This window comes from Actinophytocola sp., from assembly GCF_049647105.1.
In the GTDB taxonomy this organism is placed as follows: domain Bacteria; phylum Actinomycetota; class Actinomycetes; order Mycobacteriales; family Pseudonocardiaceae; genus Actinophytocola.
The window spans coordinates 1-16,305 of record NZ_JBARWZ010000168.1; the positions used below are offsets into that span (position 1 = coordinate 1).

The 16,305-nt window shown below is 69.4% G+C and carries 14 protein-coding genes; all 14 read left to right on the forward strand.

The window, feature by feature from the left end:
• Nucleotides 1-56: 56 nt before the first annotated feature.
• The 14 genes from WBA97_RS20855 (at nucleotide 57) to WBA97_RS20920 (ending at nucleotide 16,218) form a co-directional block, all read left to right on the forward strand.
• Complete coding sequence (locus WBA97_RS20855; RefSeq protein WP_424232609.1) at nucleotides 57-1,523, forward strand: EboA domain-containing protein; 1,467 nt, start codon at nucleotides 57-59, stop codon at nucleotides 1,521-1,523.
• Complete coding sequence (locus tag WBA97_RS20860) at nucleotides 1,520-2,386, forward strand: TatD family hydrolase (protein ID WP_424232553.1); 867 nt, start codon at nucleotides 1,520-1,522, stop codon at nucleotides 2,384-2,386. Before WBA97_RS20855 ends, WBA97_RS20860 begins: the two co-directional genes overlap by 4 nt.
• Nucleotides 2,383-3,519, forward strand: a complete 1,137-nt coding sequence (gene eboE / locus WBA97_RS20865; protein ID WP_424232554.1) for a metabolite traffic protein EboE — start codon at nucleotides 2,383-2,385, stop codon at nucleotides 3,517-3,519. Before WBA97_RS20860 ends, eboE begins: the two co-directional genes overlap by 4 nt.
• On the forward strand, nucleotides 3,516-4,904 hold the full coding sequence (locus WBA97_RS20870) for an alkaline phosphatase family protein (RefSeq protein ID WP_424232555.1): 1,389 nt from the start codon (nucleotides 3,516-3,518) through the stop codon (nucleotides 4,902-4,904). The genes eboE and WBA97_RS20870 overlap by 4 nt, the downstream gene beginning before the upstream one ends.
• On the forward strand, nucleotides 4,901-5,905 hold the full coding sequence (locus WBA97_RS20875) for a sugar phosphate isomerase/epimerase family protein (protein WP_424232556.1): 1,005 nt from the start codon (nucleotides 4,901-4,903) through the stop codon (nucleotides 5,903-5,905). Before WBA97_RS20870 ends, WBA97_RS20875 begins: the two co-directional genes overlap by 4 nt.
• Before the next feature lie 212 nt (nucleotides 5,906-6,117).
• Nucleotides 6,118-6,954: a sugar phosphate isomerase/epimerase family protein gene (locus WBA97_RS20880; protein ID WP_424232610.1), complete on the forward strand. Its 837-nt coding sequence runs from the start codon at nucleotides 6,118-6,120 to the stop codon at nucleotides 6,952-6,954.
• A 65-nt stretch (nucleotides 6,955-7,019) separates the two neighbouring features.
• Nucleotides 7,020-8,417: a xylulokinase gene (xylB, locus tag WBA97_RS20885; RefSeq protein WP_424232557.1), complete on the forward strand. Its 1,398-nt coding sequence runs from the start codon at nucleotides 7,020-7,022 to the stop codon at nucleotides 8,415-8,417.
• An 80-nt stretch (nucleotides 8,418-8,497) separates the two neighbouring features.
• Nucleotides 8,498-8,848 carry a hypothetical protein gene (locus WBA97_RS20890; RefSeq protein WP_424232558.1) on the forward strand — a complete coding sequence of 117 codons (351 nt, stop codon included), beginning with the start codon at nucleotides 8,498-8,500 and terminating at the stop codon, nucleotides 8,846-8,848.
• 241 nt (nucleotides 8,849-9,089) lie between these two features.
• Nucleotides 9,090-10,262, forward strand: coding sequence for a saccharopine dehydrogenase family protein (locus tag WBA97_RS20895; RefSeq protein ID WP_424232559.1), 1,173 nt, complete (start codon nucleotides 9,090-9,092; stop codon nucleotides 10,260-10,262).
• Between the two features lie 194 nt (nucleotides 10,263-10,456).
• A complete protein-coding gene (locus WBA97_RS20900; protein ID WP_424232560.1) occupies nucleotides 10,457-10,828 on the forward strand; it encodes a hypothetical protein in 372 nt (123 codons plus the stop codon).
• A gap of 175 nt (nucleotides 10,829-11,003) precedes the next feature.
• On the forward strand, nucleotides 11,004-12,149 hold the full coding sequence (locus tag WBA97_RS20905; RefSeq protein WP_424232561.1) for a BMP family lipoprotein: 1,146 nt from the start codon (nucleotides 11,004-11,006) through the stop codon (nucleotides 12,147-12,149).
• Between the two features lie 96 nt (nucleotides 12,150-12,245).
• Nucleotides 12,246-13,823, forward strand: coding sequence for an ABC transporter ATP-binding protein (locus tag WBA97_RS20910; RefSeq protein WP_424232562.1), 1,578 nt, complete (start codon nucleotides 12,246-12,248; stop codon nucleotides 13,821-13,823).
• Entirely contained in the window at nucleotides 13,820-14,941 is a 1,122-nt protein-coding gene (locus WBA97_RS20915; protein WP_424232563.1) for an ABC transporter permease, read from the forward strand. Before WBA97_RS20910 ends, WBA97_RS20915 begins: the two co-directional genes overlap by 4 nt.
• Nucleotides 14,938-16,218 carry an ABC transporter permease gene (locus WBA97_RS20920; RefSeq protein WP_424232564.1) on the forward strand — a complete coding sequence of 427 codons (1,281 nt, stop codon included), beginning with the start codon at nucleotides 14,938-14,940 and terminating at the stop codon, nucleotides 16,216-16,218. Before WBA97_RS20915 ends, WBA97_RS20920 begins: the two co-directional genes overlap by 4 nt.
• Nucleotides 16,219-16,305 lie beyond the last annotated feature (87 nt).

Consider the following 16,305-nt stretch of genomic DNA (forward strand, 5'->3'; position numbering starts at 1 on the left):
GTGGTCGCCGCCGCGCTGCCGGTCGCGCGGCGGCTCGCGAAGAAGGTGAGTCCGACATGAGGCTCGGCTACGGCACGAACGGTTTCGCGAACCACCGCCTCGACGACGCGCTGCGGATCATCGCCGACCTCGGCTACACGTCCGTCGCGCTCACGCTCGACCACCACCACCTCGACCCGTACGCCGAGGACCTCACCAAACAGGTCGACCACGTCGCGAACCTGCTCGACCTGCTCGACCTGCGCAGCGTCGTCGAGACCGGTGCCCGCTACCTGCTCGACCCCACCCGCAAGCACCACCCGACGCTGGTCTGCGACGAACCGGAACAGCGCGTCGACTTCCTCGTCCGCGCGCTCAACATCGCCGAGAGCCTCGGCTCCGACGCGGTGTCGTTCTGGTCCGGCATCCGTCCATCCACAGTGGACCCGGACACGGCGTGGCGGCGGATGCGGACCGGGGTAAGCGAGGTCCTCGAGGCGGCGGCCGAGGTGGACGTGCCGCTCGGGCTCGAGCCGGAGCCCGGCATGTTCGTCCAGCACCTGTCCGACGCGCTGCGCCTGCGTGAGGAGCTCGGCGCGCCCGCGCTGCTCGGCATCACCCTCGACGTCGGCCACTGCGTCGCCGTCGAACCGGTCGACGCGCCGACGTGCATCCGGCGCGCTGGGGACCTGCTCGTGAACATCCAGCTCGACGACATGCGTCCCGGCGTGCACGAACACCTCGAGTTCGGCGAGGGTGAACTCGATCTCCGCGCCACGCTGTCCGCGCTGTCCGAGATCGGCTACCTCGGCGTCGCCGCGGTCGAATTGCCACGGCACAGCCACGCGGCGCCGGAGGTGGCGGCCCGCGCGCTCGTCGCGCTGCATGCCGCGCTGACCCCGGTGACCGAAGGGGAACCCCGCGAAGACCACGATCCGGAATGGGTGAGCAACGTGGACCATCCCTGGCTCGTCGAGGCCGAGCAGAAAGTGCGCCGCGACCCCAGTGCGGTCGCCGCGCTGTTCCCTGCCGTCGGCCGCAAGGTCGGCCGCGCGCCGCTGCGGCCCGAGGCCGACCCTCAGGGCCTGGTGCACGGCACCGTCGACGACCTCGCCCGCTCCCGGCTTCTCGCCGTGCTCGCCGAGGTGCTCGACGCGGGCAAGCTGTCCGACGAGATCGCGCAGCTCTACCGGTACGGCGACGACGCGGAGCGCCGGGGGGTGCTCCGCGGCCTCGCCGCACTGCCCTCCGCCACCGTCCCCGCCGGAGTCGAACTCGTCAAGGACGCCTTGCGCGCCAACGACATCCGGTTGGTCGCCGCCGCCATGGGCGACTTCTCCGCCCGGCACCTCGACGCGCACAGCTGGCGGCACGGCGTGCTCAAGTGCCTGTTCGTCGGCGTGCCGCTCGCCGCAGTGTCCGAACTGGACGGCCGCACCGACGACGAGCTGCTGCGCATGGTCGGCGACTACGCCGAGGAACGCAGGGCGGCGGGCCGCGAGGTCCCCGCCGACGCCGTGACACTGCTGGAGGCCAGCTCGTGAGGATCTTCGACCCGCACATCCACATGACCTCGCGGACGACCGACGACTACGAGGCCATGTTCTCGGCAGGCGTCCGCGCACTGGTCGAGCCCGCGTTCTGGCTCGGGCAGCCGCGCACGAGCGTCGCGTCGTTCACCGACTACTTCGACTCGCTCATCGGCTGGGAGCGCTTCCGCGCCGCGCAGTTCGGCATCCGCCACCACTGCACGATCGCGCTGAACCCCAAGGAGGCCAACGACCCCCGCTGCCGCGAGGTGCTCGACGTGCTGCCGCGCTACCTCGCGAAGGACGGCGTGGTCGCGGTCGGCGAGGTCGGCTACGACTCCATGACGCCGGAGGAGGACGAGGTGTTCTCCCGGCAGCTGGCCATGGCCGTCGAGTACGAACTGCCCGCGCTCGTCCACACCCCGCACCGCGACAAGCTCGCGGGCACCAGGCGGACCCTGGACGTGGTGAAGGAGTCCGGCATCGACCCCGGTCGCGTGCTCGTGGACCACCTCAACGAGCCGACCGTCGGGGTCGTGCACGAGTCCGGCAGCTGGATGGGCTTCTCCATCTACCCGGACACGAAGATGGACGAGCAGCGGATGGTCGCGATCCTCCAGCGGTACGGCACCGACCGGATGATCGTGAACTCGGCCGCCGACTGGGGCCGCTCTGACCCGCTGAAGACCTACAAGACAGGGCTCGCGATGCTCGACGCCGGTTTCACCGACGCGGACGTCGACAAGGTGCTGTGGCAGAACCCGGTCGAGTTCTACGGGCAGTCGGACCGGCTCGTGCTCGACGAGCTGCCCGGTTTCGCGCCGTCGACTGACACGTTCGCGGGCAACTCTGTGCTCCGTGGCGGCGGGAACACATGACGCCCCTGTCGTACTGCACCAACGTGCACCCGGCCGAGGACCTGGCGGGTGTGCTGGCGCAGCTGGACCGCTACGCCGAACCGGTGCGAAGACTCGTCGGCGTGGACGTGCTGGGGCTGGGCCTGTGGCTGCCCGCCGCCCTGGCCCGTGAGCTGGCCGCCGCACCAGAGCTGCGCGCCAGGCTGCGGGCCGCGCTGGACGCCCGAGGGCTCGAGGTGTACACGCTGAACGCCTTCCCGTACGGCGGTTTCCACGACGACGTGGTCAAACACTCCGTCTATCGTCCGGAGTGGACGGACGAGGCCCGGCTGCGGTACACGGTCGACTGCGCCACCGTGCTGGCCGACCTGCTGCCGGACTCCGCGGTCTACGGCTCGATCTCGACGCTGCCACTGGCGTGGCGCACGCCGTGGTCGGCGGAGGACGATGCCACCGCGACCGCGGCACTCGTGTCGCTCACCGGGACCCTGGACGAGATGGCGTCCGCGCACGGGCGGCCCATCCGGCTGGCCGTGGAACCGGAGCCGGGCTGCGTGCTCGACACCGTCACCGACGCCGTCTCCTGGCTCGCGCCGCGCGTCGACCCCCGTTACATTGGGCTGTGCCTGGACACCTGCCACCTCGCGGTGTCCTTCGCCGACCCGGCGGAGGCGGTCGCGGAGATCCACCGGTCGGGGCTCGAGGTCGTGAAGGTGCAGGCCTCGGCCGCGTTGCAGGTCGAGGACCCGGACACCGGTCCCGCGCGGCTCGCGCTCGCCGACTTCACCGAGCCCCGCTACCTGCACCAGGTGCGCGAGCGCACCTCGTCCGGCGACGTGCTCGCGGCCGACGACCTGCCGCAGGCCCTGTCCGAACTGCCCGGCCGCAACCCCTGGCGGGTGCACTTCCACGTGCCGCTGCACGCCCGCCCCGCCGCACCGCTGTCGGCGACCACGGACGTGCTGCGTACCACCATCGCCGCCCTGAGGTCCACTGCGGACGGTGCGCTGCCGCATGTGGAGGTCGAGACCTACACGTGGAGCGTGCTGCCCGAGACCGCCGGGAACGGCGGTGACACGGCAGTGATCAGGGGAATCGCCGCGGAGCTGCGCTGGGCCGTGGCGAACCTGTTGGAACCGGAAGGAGTTCGATGACACAGCTGGTCGTCGTGGACGTGGTCGGCCTGACGCCGAAACTGTTGCGGCACATGCCGAACCTGTCGGCGCTGGCGCACACGGGATGGCAGGCCGAACTGGGCACGGTGCTACCCGCGGTCACGTGCAGCGCGCAGTCGACGTTCCTGACCGGCACCATGCCGCGCGACCACGGGATCGTCGGCAACGGCTGGTACTTCCGCGACGTCGGCGAGGTACACCTGTGGCGCCAGCACAACAAGCTGGTGCTGGGCGAGAAGGTGTGGGAGACCGCGCGTGCCGCCAACCCGGACTTCCAGGTCGCGAACGTGTGCTGGTGGTACGCGATGGGCGCGACCACCGACATCACGGTGACGCCACGGCCGATCTACCACGCCGACGGGCGCAAGTCGCCGGACGCGTACGTGCGGCCGCCCGCGCTGCACGACGAGCTGACCGGCGCGCTGGGTGAGTTCCCGCTGTTCCAGTACTGGGGCCCGACGGCGGCGCTGGCGTCGAGCGAGTGGATCATCGGCGCGTCGCGGAAGATCCTCCGCGAACACCACCCGGACATGCTGCTGGCGTACGTGCCACACCTCGACTACGACCTGCAGCGTTTCGGCCCGGACTCGCCGAGGGCCACGCGCGCCGCCCGCGAGATCGACACCGCGCTGAAGCCGCTGCTCGACGACGCGCGCGACGCCGGTGCGACCGTGGTCGCGCTGTCCGAGTACGGCATCACCGACGTGCGGCGGCCGGTCGACATCAACCGGTTACTGCGCCGCGAGGGCCTGCTCGAGGTGTACACGCAGGCCGGCATGGAGTACCTGGACCCGTGGGTGTCGCGTGCGTTCGCGGTCGCCGACCACCAGGTGGCACACGTGTACGTCGCCGATCCCGCCGACCTGCCCCGGGTGCGCGCCATGCTGTCGGAACTGGCCGGTGTCGACGAGGTGCTGGACCGGTCAGAACAGGCCAAGTACGGGATCGACCACGAACGGTCGGGTGAGCTGGTCGTGGTGGCGGACCCGGACGCGTGGTTCACCTACTACTACTGGCTCGACGACGACCGGGCGCCGGACTTCGCGCGGGGCGTGGAGATCCACCGCAAGCCCGGCTACGACCCGGCGGAGCTGTTCTTCAACCCCGAGGACAAGCTGGCGAAGGCCAAGGCGGGGTTGAACCTGGTGAAGAAGAAGGCCGGCCTGCGGTACGCGATGCAGGTGGTGCCGCTCGACCCGGCGCCGGTCCTCGGTTCGCACGGCAGGCTGCCGATCTCGGCCGACGAAGGCCCCGTCCTGCTGTGCTCGGTGCCGGACGCGGAGCCAGGCGGCGCCGTGCCCGCCACCGGGGTACGTGATCTTTTGTTGCAGTTGCAGGGAATTCCGGAGGGAGTTCGACGATGAGTCGACCAGTTACGTTGTTCACCGGCCAGTGGGCCGACCTTCCCTTTGAGGAGGTGTGCAAGCTCGCCGCGCAGTGGGGTTACGACGGGCTGGAGATCGCTTGTTCCGGTGACCACTTCGAGGTCGACCGGGCCATCGCCGAGGACGACTACGTCCAGAAGAAGCTGGACCAGCTGGCTTCGCACGGCCTGAAGGTCTGGGCCATCTCCAACCACCTGGTCGGCCAGGCGGTGTGCGACGACCCGATCGACGAGCGCCACAAGAACATCGTCCCGTCCCGCATCTGGGGCGACGGCGACCCGGAAGGTGTCCGCCAGCGGGCCGCCGAGGAGATGAAGGACACCGCCCGCGCCGCGGCGAAGCTGGGCGTGGACACGGTCATCGGCTTCACGGGATCGAAGATCTGGAAGTACGTCGCGATGTTCCCTCCGGTCGGCCAGGACGTCATCGACGACGGCTACGCCGACTTCGCCCGCCGCTGGAACCCGATCCTGGACGTCTTCGACGAGGTCGGCGTCCGCTTCGCGCACGAGGTCCACCCGTCGGAGATCGCGTACGACTACTGGACCACGAAGAAGACCCTCGACGCTGTCGGCAACCGCGCGGCGTTCGGCCTGAACTGGGACCCCAGCCACTTCATCTGGCAGGACCTTGACCCGGTGGGCTTCATCCTGGACTTCTCGGACCGGATCTACCACGTGGACTGCAAGGACACGAAGAAGCGGTTCGATGGCCGCAACGGCCGCATGGGCAGCCATCTGGCGTGGGCCGACCCGCGCCGAGGCTGGGACTTCGTGTCGACCGGCCACGGTGACGTGCCGTGGGAGGAGTCCTTCCGGGCACTCAACGCGATCGGCTACACCGGCCCGATCTCGGTCGAGTGGGAGGACGCGGGCATGGACCGCCTCCGCGGTGCCGAGGAAGCGGTGACCTTCATCCGCGCCCACCTGTTCGACAAGCCGGAGGCCGCCTTCGACGCTGCGTTCTCCACGAAGGACTGATGAGGTGTTGGTGAGGCGGCCGTGGCCGCCTCACCAACCCGCTGGCCTCCGGCCCCCGGTTTCGAGCCTAGGTCACCCCACCGACGGTTCCGGCGGCCGAACCGGCGGTTGTCCACAGATTTCGACCACTCTCTCGCGTGTTCCTTTCCCTGTTCTCAACCAACTCCACCGTCCCAATGGAGGGATCTGTCGTGGCTGTTTCGAGAAGGTCCATGCTTCGTGGCGCCGCCGGTGCCGCACTCGCGGTAGGTGCGGCCGGCGCTCTGCCCGGTTTCGCGTCGGCCGAGGGGGCCGACCGCGGTGGGCACTGGGGCCTGCGGGTGCCCAAGGACAAGATCAGCATCCAGCTGTACACCCTGCGGTCGATCCTCGAGACCGATCTCGAGGGGACCCTCGACGCCCTCGCCGACATCGGGTACCGCAAGGTCGAGCTCGCGGGCACCTACGGCCGCAGCGCCACGGAGTTCCGCAAGCTCCTCGACGCGCGGCGCATCAAGGCGACGTCGACGCACGTCGGCATCGACGGCGACATCGACCAGGCCATCGCCGACGCGAGGATCCTCGGCAACCGGCGCAGCAACGTGCCGTGGGCGAACTTCGGGACGATCGACGAGTGGCGGGCGTTCGCAGACCAGCTCGAGGCCGCGGGCAAGGCGTACCGGCGGGCCGGCATCGGGTTCGGCTATCACAACCACAACCAGGAGTTCGTGGCCGTCGACGGTGTCCGGCCGTTCGACGTGCTGACCGGCCGGACCTCGCGAAGGAACGTCAGCTTCGAGATGGACCTGTACTGGGTCGTGACCGGTGGTGCCGATCCGGTGCGGGAGTTCTACCGGATCGCGGGTCGCGTGAAGCAGTATCACGTGAAGGACCGAGCGCCGGACGGCGGTTTCGCCGACCTCGGCGAGGGCACCATCGACTTCCGGCGGATCTTCCGTGCGAACCGGCCACTCGAGGTCGAGGAGTACATCGTCGAGAACGACCAGCCGGTCGACGCGCTGAAGTGCGCCGAGACCGGTTACAACTACCTCGCCAACCTGCGGTTCTAGCCGCCGGATTCGGCCGGCCCCGCACCGGAAGAACCCGCATAGAATCGATCTCGGAGGTGTTGACCATGCCGCTGGTGGCCGGGGTCGATTCGTCGACCCAGTCCTGCAAGGTGGTGGTGCGTGACGCGGAGTCCGGCGCCCTCGTGCGCAGTGGCTCCGCACCGCACCCAGACGGGACCGAAGTGGATCCGGCGGCATGGTGGACGGCGCTGCGGTCGGCGATCGACCAGGCGGGTGGCATCGACGATGTCGCCGCCGTGTCGGTCGCCGGCCAGCAGCACGGCATGGTGTGCCTCACCGAGTCCGGCGAGGTGGTCCGGCCCGCGCTGCTGTGGAACGACACCCGCTCCGCCGAGGCCGCGGCGAGTCTCGTCGACGATTTGGGCGGCGGTGCGGCGTGGGCCGACGCGGTCGGCGTGGTCCCGGTCGCGTCGATGACGGCGAGCAAGTTGCGCTGGCTCCGCGACCACGAGCCGGAGTCGGTGACCCGCACCGAGGCGGTGTGCCTGCCGCACGACTACCTGACGTGGCGCCTGTCCGGTGGTGGTCTGGACCGCCTGACCACCGACCGCGGCGACGCGTCGGGCACCGCGTACTTCTCCGCCGCTACCGGCACCTATCGCACCGACCTCCTCGAACTCGCGTTGGGCAAGACCCCGGCGCTGCCGAAGGTGCTCGGCCCGTCGGACGACTCGGGCCGCACCCCGGCAGGCGCACTGCTGGGCGCGGGCACCGGCGACAACATGGCCGCCGCGCTCGGCGTTGGCGCCGAACCTGGTGACGTCGTCGTCTCCATCGGCACGTCCGGCACCGCGTTCGCGGTCGCCGACAAGCCGTGCGCCGACGCGGCAGGCCTGGTCGCCGGTTTCGCCGACGCCACCGGCCGCTTCTTACCTCTGGTGTGCACACTGAACGCGGCCCGCGTGCTGGACGCGGTGGCCCGCATGCTGGGTGTCGACCACGACCGCTTCTCCGAACTCGCTCTGTCCGGCCCACCCGGCGCCGACGGCCTGACGCTCGTCCCGTACCTGGAGGGCGAGCGCACCCCGAACCTGCCGACCGCCACCGGTGCGTTGCACGGCCTGCGCCTGGCGAACGCGACCCCGGCCCACCAGGCCCGCGCGGCCGTCGAGGGCATGCTGTGCGGCCTGGCCGACGCACTGGATGCCCTTGTGGCACAAGGAGTTCGCACCGACCGTGTGCTGCTGGTCGGCGGCGGTGCCAGGTCCGCCGCCGTGCGTCGCATCGCCCCGACCGTGCTCGGCCGCCCGGTGCTGGTGCCCGAGCCGGGCGAGTACGTGGCCGACGGCGCCGCCCGCCAGGCGGCGTGGACGCTGGCCGGCGGCAACGCCCCACCCAGCTGGCGGCTGGGCGCGACTCAACGCATCGAAGGCGACCCGACGCCGGGTCTGCGCGAGCGCTACGCGGAGGCCCGGGACAAGTTCGTGGACCGCCCGGCCTGAGCCGGACATATCGCGCCTGCTAGAACTGCTCGTACCAACGGGCTGACCCGCGGCCTGGCCGACCCAAGGGAGTTGTTCTCGTGGAGTTCGTCCGCCTCCTTCTGGTGTTCCTGCATCTGCTGGGCATGGCGCTGCTGGTGGGCATGTTCCTGGTTCAGCGCAGGGCAGCGGCGGATGCGCCGCTCAACAAGGGCTGGCTGCACGTCGCCGCGCTGCAACTGATCACCGGGCTCGCGCTGCAACTCCTGGCCCCGGCCACGGACCAGGACTACAACGCGATGAAGCTCGGCATCAAGATGCTGATCCTGCTGGTGATCGGCGCCCTCGCGCTCGTGTACGTGATCCGTCGCGTGCCCGCCCCGAAGTGGCTGCCGCCGACGCTGGTCGGGCTGGTGGTCGTGAACGTGGGCATCGCGGTCTTCTGGACCTGACCCGTTACGCGGACGAGCCGCGCAGGATCCCGAGCACCTCGGCCATCTGCCCGTCGAGGGCGTCGAACCGCCGATCCTGCGCGGCAAACCGCTCGTCGTACGCCTCGAACCTCCGGTTGTGCCGTTCGAGTTCGTCGATGTGCTCCTAACTTTGGGGTGGCGTGGTCGGGCTTGTTCAGGTTTCTGTCGGTAGGGTCGTTACTCGTCGGTAGGTTCTGGGGCTGGCGGAGGGTGTTTGCGCATGTCGGTGGGGCGGGAGTTCGACGTCGTGCTCTTTGGGGCCACTGGGTTCACCGGGGGACTCACGGCCGAGTACCTGGCGGCGCATGCGCCCAACGGCTGTCGCTGGGCGATCGCCGGTCGGTCGCGGGAGAAGCTCGTTGCGGTGCGGGAGCGCCTCGCCGAAATCAACCCCTCGTGTGCCGATCTCGAGTTGCTCGTCGCCGACGTGACCGACCGTGAGGCGCTGCGGGCCGTCGTCTCGCGAGGCCGGGTGGTCGTCACCACCGTCGGGCCCTATCTCCGTTACGGGGAACCACTTGTCGCCGTCTGCGCGGAGACCGGGACCGACTATCTCGACCTCACCGGTGAGCCCGAGTTCGTCGACCGGATGTACCTCGACCACCACGACGCCGCTGTCGCGAGTGGAGCGCGGATCGTGCACTCCGCCGGGTTCGACTCCATTCCTTACGACCTCGGGGTCCTGTTCACCGTCGAACAGTTGCCCGAGGGGGTGCCGGTTGACGTTCAGGGGTACGTGTCCGCCTCCGCGACCTTCTCCGCCGGGACCTACCACTCCGCCATCACCGCGTTCTCCCGGTTGCGGGAGATGGCGGCCGTCGCCAAGCGGCGCAGGCAGGCCGAGGACCATTCCGACGGGCGGGCCGTGCGCGGGGCCAAAGGGCGGCCCCGGTTCGAGAAGGCCGCCGACGCGTGGGTCCTTCCCGCGCCGACCATCGACCCGCTCGTCGTGTTGCGGTCCGCGCGTGCGCTGGAGCGGTACGGGCCCTCGTTCAGCTACGGGCACTACATCGCGATCAAGAAGCTGCCCGTCGCGGTCGGGATCGTCGGTGCGGTCGGGGTCGCGGTCGCGCTCGCCCAGCTGGCGCCCACCCGGAAGTGGATGCTGTCGCGCATGACCTCCGGGGACGGGCCAACACGGGAACGCCGCGACAAGGCCTGGTTCCGTGCGCGGTTCGTCGGCACGGGTGGTGGCCGCCGGGTGGTCACCGAGGTGTCCGGGGGCGACCCCGGCTACGGGGAGACCGCCAAGATGCTCGCGGAGTCGGCGCTCTGCCTCGCCTTCGACAACCTGCCGAAGTCCTGCGGGCAGGTGACGACGGCCGTCGCCATGGGGGACAAGCTGATCGACCGGCTGGTGCGGGCCGGGCTGACGTTCCGGGTCGTGGAGTAGTCGCGTTCATGCCGTCGATCGTGCCCGGTGGGCACGACCTACGGCGGCGCATGACCTCGATCTGTGGACAACCTGGTCACCTGTGGACAACCCGCCCGTTCGGCCGGACGTGATCCGGCGAACTGTCGGTGGTGCCTGGTAGGGGCGTGAGAGGCTGCGGCGCGGCTGACGGAACCGGAGAAGGAGGCGGCCAGGTGCTCTGGGTGTGGATCGGGATCGCCGTGGTGCTGGTGGCGGCGGGGGCGCTCGTGCCGGTGCTGTCCGGTCGCGACCACCGGCTGCGGAGCAACGACGAGGCGGTCGCCGCGCGTTCGCGGTACCACCAGCTCGGCCACTACGTCGAGGATGGCGTCGAACGACTCGACGACGAAAAGGCCATGGCGTTGCTGCGAACGGCTCATGAGCGTTACAACACCACGGGGGCCACCCTGGCCAGGGCGAAAACCGAAGAGGACTTCCTGCTCGCGCTGCGAATCGCGGAGGAAGGGCTGGTCGCGGTGGCGGACGCGTATGCCCGAATCGGACGAACCGGGCCGCGGATCAAGAAACAAAGACGTCACAAATGACCACACCGCACGCGCGCGATCACATTCGGTACTAGTCTTCGCGCGCTCGAAGAACGATTGGGTCACGCGGGTCTACGCGGCGGTAGCACATGAGCAACCGCAGAGTACGGTCTCGCCAATAAGTCGGCGTCCGGCGCTTGTCGGACGTGTCATGTGAAGCCGGAGGGAGAAAGCCTTGCGCTTCAAACGGGGAGTCGCGGTCGCCGCGATCGCGCTGACCAGTGTGCTGTCCGTGGTCGGATGTGCGAAGGACTCGGGATCTTCGAACAGCCCATCGGGTGGCGACAACGCCGCGGGCTGCAAGACCGTGGACAAGCCGGCGGCGGCGTCCGGAGGGGCGTCGACCACCGAGGCCGCGACCAAGGCGGACGGCAGTGCGCTCAAAGTCGGTCTGGCCTTCGACATCGGCGGCCGCGGCGACGCGTCGTTCAACGACTCGGCAGCGGCCGGCCTGGACAAGGCCATCGCCGAGATCGGCGTGAAGAAGGAGAACACCAAGGAGCTCACCGCCACCGACCAGGAGAGCGAGGACGCGAAGCTGACGCGTCTTCGCCAGCTGGCGCAGGAGGGCCACAACCCGATCGTGAGCGTGGGCTTCGCGTACTCCGACGCCACCGCCAAGATCGCCGCCGAGTTCCCGAACGTGCAGTTCGCCGTGGTCGACGGTTTCGTCGAGAACGCGCCGAAGAACGTCACGTTCCTGGGCTTCGCGGAGCATGAAGGCTCGTTCCTCGTCGGCGTCATCGCCGCGCTGAAGAGCAAGGACTGCACGATCGGCTTCGTCGGTGGCGTGAACGTGCCGCTGATCCAGAAGTTCCAGGCGGGCTTCGAGCAGGGTGTGGAGACCGTCGCGCCGGACGCCAAGATCGTCTCGAAGTACATCACCGAGGCGGGCGACCTCACCGGCTTCGCTGACCCGGCCAAGGGCCAGGTCGCCGCGAAGGGCCTGATCGACCGGGGCGCGGACGTCGTCTACCACGCCGCGGGCGCCTCCGGTAAGGGTGTGTTCGCCGCCGCCAAGGAGGCGAACGTCCAGGCCATCGGCGTGGACTCGGACCAGTACAACCAGACGGTCGTCGCCGAGTACAAGGACATCATCATCACGTCCATGCTCAAGCGCGTCGACGTCGCCGTCTTCGACTACATTTCCGCGGTCGCCGCGACCGACCTCGGAAGCCTGCCCCAGGTCTTCGACCTGAAGGTGGACGGCGTCGGCTACTCGACGTCCGGCGGCAAGATCGACGACGAGACCAAGAGCTGGGTCGAGGCGTACAAGCAGCAGATCATCGAGGGCAAGATCAAGGTCTCGGACACTCCGTAGCAGCTGAAGAACCCCGAGTAAGTGTGACGCCCGTGGGTGTGTGGTGAGCAGCCGCACACCCACGGGTCTTTCCTGTGAGGGTGAGGAAGGGTCTCCATGACCGACACCGAGGTCGACACGGACGCGAAACCCGTGCCCGCTGTCGTGCTCGCCGGCATCACGAAGCGGTTCCCTGGCGTCGTCGCCAACAGCGACGTCGACCTGACCGTGAGAGCGGGCGAGGTGCACGCGCTCTGCGGCGAGAACGGCGCGGGCAAGTCCACCCTGATGAAGATCCTGTACGGGATGCAGTCCCCGGACGAGGGCACCATCACGGTGAACGACAGGCAGGTCCGGTTCAAGTCCCCGTCGGAAGCGATCGCGGTCGGCATCGGGATGGTCCACCAGCACTTCATGCTGGCCGACAACCTGACCGTGCTCGAGAACGTGGCGCTCGGCGCCGAGAACATGTACGGGATCGGCAAGAAGGCCAGAGCGAGAGTCCGCGAGCTGGCCGGTGCGGTCGGTCTCGAGCAGGACCCTTCGACGCTGGTCGAGCGCTTGGGCGTGGCCGACCGGCAGCGCGTGGAGATCCTCAAGGTCCTCTACCGCGGCGCGCGGATCGTCATCCTCGACGAGCCGACCGCCGTGCTCGTCCCTCAGGAGGTCGACGAGCTGTTCGACACCCTGCGGACGATGCGGGCGGACGGCTACACGTTCCTCTTCATCTCCCACAAGCTCGACGAGGTCCGCGCCATCGCGGACTCGATCACCGTGATCCGCCGCGGCACCACCGTCGGCACGGTCGACCCGAAGACGGTCACCTCCCGCCAGCTCGCCGAGATGATGGTCGGCTCGGAGCTGCCCAGCCCGGAGACCCGCACCTCCACGGTCACCGACGAGGAGGTCCTGCGGGTCGAGGGCCTCGTGCTGGAGACCCCCGACGGCCGCCGCATCCTCGACGACCTGGACCTCGTGGTCCGTTCCGGCGAGGTGCTCGGCATCGCGGGTGTCGAGGGCAACGGGCAGACCGAGCTGGTCGAGACGCTCATGGGCATCCGCAAGTCCGCGGGCGGACGGGTGCTCCTGAACGGCCGCAACCTGACCCGCGCGGGCACGCTCGCCCGCCGCGAGGCAGGCATCGGCTACATCCCGGAGGACCGCACCCGCCACGGCCTGCTGCTCACCGAGCCGCTGTGGAAGAACCGGATCCTCGGCTACCAGACCAGACGCCCCACCTCGCACGGCGCCTTCCTGGACATCGCGGGCGCGCGCCGGGACACGAAGCGGATCGTCGAGGCCTTCGACGTCCGTACCCCCGGCATCGAGGTCGCGGCCGCCTCGCTGTCCGGCGGCAACCAGCAGAAACTGGTGATCGGCCGGGAGCTGTCCGGCGACCCGGTGCTGCTGATCGCCTCGCACCCGACCCGCGGCGTCGACGTCGGCGCACAGGCCGCGATCTGGGACCACATTCGCAACGCCCGCGCCGCGGGCCTCGCCGTGCTGCTCGTGTCGGCCGACCTCGATGAGCTGATCGGTCTGTCCGACTCGATCAAGGTCATGCTGCGTGGGAAGTTCGTCGCCGACGCCGACCCCGCGACCGTGACGCCGGAGGACCTCGGGTCCGCCATGACCGGCGCCGCCGTGGTCGACGAGTCGGGCGCGCTGGTGACGGAAACTGGAGGTAACGCATGAACGCCCGGCTGCGCTCGTCGCTGCTGGCACCCCTGGTGGCGGTGATCTTCTCCGCCCTGCTGTGCGCGGTCGTGCTGCTCTTCTCGGGCGCCAACCCCGTGAGTGCGCTCGGTGCGATGTTCGGCCAGCTCAACGAGGGCACCATCTCGGTCGACATCGTCAACTCGACGGCCATCTACATGCTGGCCGCGATCGCCGCCGCCATCGGCTTCCAGATGAACCTGCTGAACATCGGCATCGAGGGGCAGTACCGGGTCGGCGCGCTGGTCGCGGCGATCGTGGGCAGCGCGATCGTGCTGCCACCGGTGCTGCACTGGCTGGTCATCCTGCTGGTGGCGGCCGCGGCGGGTGCCGCGTGGGCGACTCTGCCCGCGATCCTGAAGGTCACGCGCGGGGTGCACGAGGTGCTCTCCACGATCATGATGAACGCGATCGCGTTCGGTCTCGCCGCGTACCTGATCCGCAGGGACCAGTTCGGCATCCTGATCGGCAACAACGTGTCGACCGAGCCGATCGCCGAGTCCGGCCAGGTGCCCGGCATCGAGGTGCACATCAACCTCAACATCTTCGGCCTCAACATCGGCATCAACGGCGTCGTCTTCGGCCTCGTGTTCCTCTCGGTCATGGCGGCCGCGGTGTACGGCGTGATGATGACCAGGACCCGGTTCGGCTTCGAGCTGAAGGCGTCGGGCCTGTCGCCGACCGCCGCCGCGGCGGGCGGTGTGAACGCCAAGCGGATGATCGTGGTGGCACTGCTGACCTCTGGCGCGGTCGCCGGGTTGGTCGGCATGCCGGAGATCCTTGGCCGCGACCACGCGTACACGCTGAACTTCGCGTCCGGCTACGGCTTCGCGGGCATCGGCATCGCGCTGCTCGGCCGCAACCATCCGGTCGGCATCGCGTTCGGCTCGCTGCTGTGGGCGTTCCTGGACAAGGCGAAGGGCGCGCTCGACAACGAGGGCGTGCCAAGGGAGATCGCGACGATCATGCAGGGCACGATCGTGCTGTCGGTGGTCGTCGCGTACGAGATCGTGAAGCGGATGGAGCTGGCCGCCGAGCAACGGCGCGTCGGCCAGGCCACGGGCACCGTGGTCGAGCCGGAGGGGGCTGCCAAATGAGCATGGTCGAAGTGCAGCACACATCTCCTTCTGGCATGACGATGGCGCCGCCCCCGCAGAAGCGGGTGCTGCCCGGCTGGGTCGCGTTCTCGATCGGCGTCGTCGCGGTGGTCGGCGTGCTGGCCACCACCTCGTTCCTGACCGGCCAGCCGACGCTGACGTCCTCGTCGACGATGCAGAACACGGTCACGCTGGGTCTGCCGATCCTCCTTTGCGGTCTCGGCGGCATCTGGGCCGAACGCGCGGGCATGATCAACATCGGGCTCGAGGGCATGATGATCCTCGGCACGTGGGGCGCGGCGTGGGCCGGTGTGCTGGGGCTCGGCCCGTACGGCTCCGTGCTGTTCGGCGCGTTCTTCGGTGCGCTCGGCGGTGCGCTGCACGCGGTCGCGACGGTGTCGTTCGGCGTCAACCACATCGTGTCCGGTGTGGCCATCAACCTGCTCGGCGCCGGTGTCGCGAAGTACCTGTCGACGCTGATCTTCGCGCCGCTGTCGGACAACCCGAGGGACTCGCCGCCGATCGAGCGGTTCGACACGTTCTCCACACCCGGTCTCGGCGAGTGGCTCGGTGACCTGGAGGACCAGCAACGCGTGCTGATCTCGGACGTCGCGGGCATGCTGCGCGGACTGGTGACGCGGGTGTCGCCGATGCTGATCATCGGCATGCTGCTGGTGCTCGCGACCTACCTCGTGCTGTGGCACACCAGGTTCGGCCTGCGACTGCGGTCGTGCGGCGAGAACCCGGTGGCGGCCGAGTCGCTCGGCGTGAACGTGTACCTGCACAAGTACATCGCGGTCATCGCGTCCGGCGCGCTCGCCGGCATCGGTGGCGCCGCGCTGGTGCTCGGTTCCAGCCCGTCGATCTACTCGGAGGGCCAGACCGCGAACCGCGGCTTCATCGGCCTCGCCGCGATGATCTTCGGCAACTGGCGGCCGGGCGGCACGCTCGCGGGTGCCGCCCTGTTCGGCTACGCGGACGGCCTGCGGCTGTCGTCGGGCCCGGAGACCGTGCACGCGCTGCTGTACGCGGCGGTGATCTGCGCCGGTCTGCTGGTGATCTGGCAGCTGTTCCGCCGCAAGTGGACGACGGCCGGGATCGCCGCGGTCGGCGCGGTCGTGGTGTACGCGCTCTACTACGCGACGGACGAGCTGCCGACGGAGTTCCTGCCGTACACGCCGCACATCATCACGCTGGTGGTGCTGGCCTTGGCCGCGCAACGACTGCGGCCACCGGCAGCGGACGGAATTCCGTACAGGCGAGGCGAGGGTGACTAGGCGTAGTGCGGAGAACATCATGACTGAGCGCAGCTTGCGGAGCGAAACATCATGACCGAGCGCAGCTTGCGGAGCGAAACATCATGA

Coding starts and splice junctions, on each gene's coding strand:
- WBA97_RS20920 (WP_424232564.1), top strand. CDS start 14,938: ATGAGCATGGTCGAAGTGCAGCACACATCTCCTTCTGGCATGACGATG.
- WBA97_RS20855 (WP_424232609.1), top strand. CDS start 57: ATGAGGCTCGGCTACGGCACGAACGGTTTCGCGAACCACCGCCTCGAC.
- eboE (WP_424232554.1), top strand. CDS start 2,383: ATGACGCCCCTGTCGTACTGCACCAACGTGCACCCGGCCGAGGACCTG.
- WBA97_RS20880 (WP_424232610.1), top strand. CDS start 6,118: ATGCTTCGTGGCGCCGCCGGTGCCGCACTCGCGGTAGGTGCGGCCGGC.
- WBA97_RS20895 (WP_424232559.1), top strand. CDS start 9,090: ATGTCGGTGGGGCGGGAGTTCGACGTCGTGCTCTTTGGGGCCACTGGG.
- WBA97_RS20870 (WP_424232555.1), top strand. CDS start 3,516: ATGACACAGCTGGTCGTCGTGGACGTGGTCGGCCTGACGCCGAAACTG.
- WBA97_RS20915 (WP_424232563.1), top strand. CDS start 13,820: ATGAACGCCCGGCTGCGCTCGTCGCTGCTGGCACCCCTGGTGGCGGTG.
- xylB (WP_424232557.1), top strand. CDS start 7,020: ATGCCGCTGGTGGCCGGGGTCGATTCGTCGACCCAGTCCTGCAAGGTG.
- WBA97_RS20875 (WP_424232556.1), top strand. CDS start 4,901: ATGAGTCGACCAGTTACGTTGTTCACCGGCCAGTGGGCCGACCTTCCC.
- WBA97_RS20910 (WP_424232562.1), top strand. CDS start 12,246: ATGACCGACACCGAGGTCGACACGGACGCGAAACCCGTGCCCGCTGTC.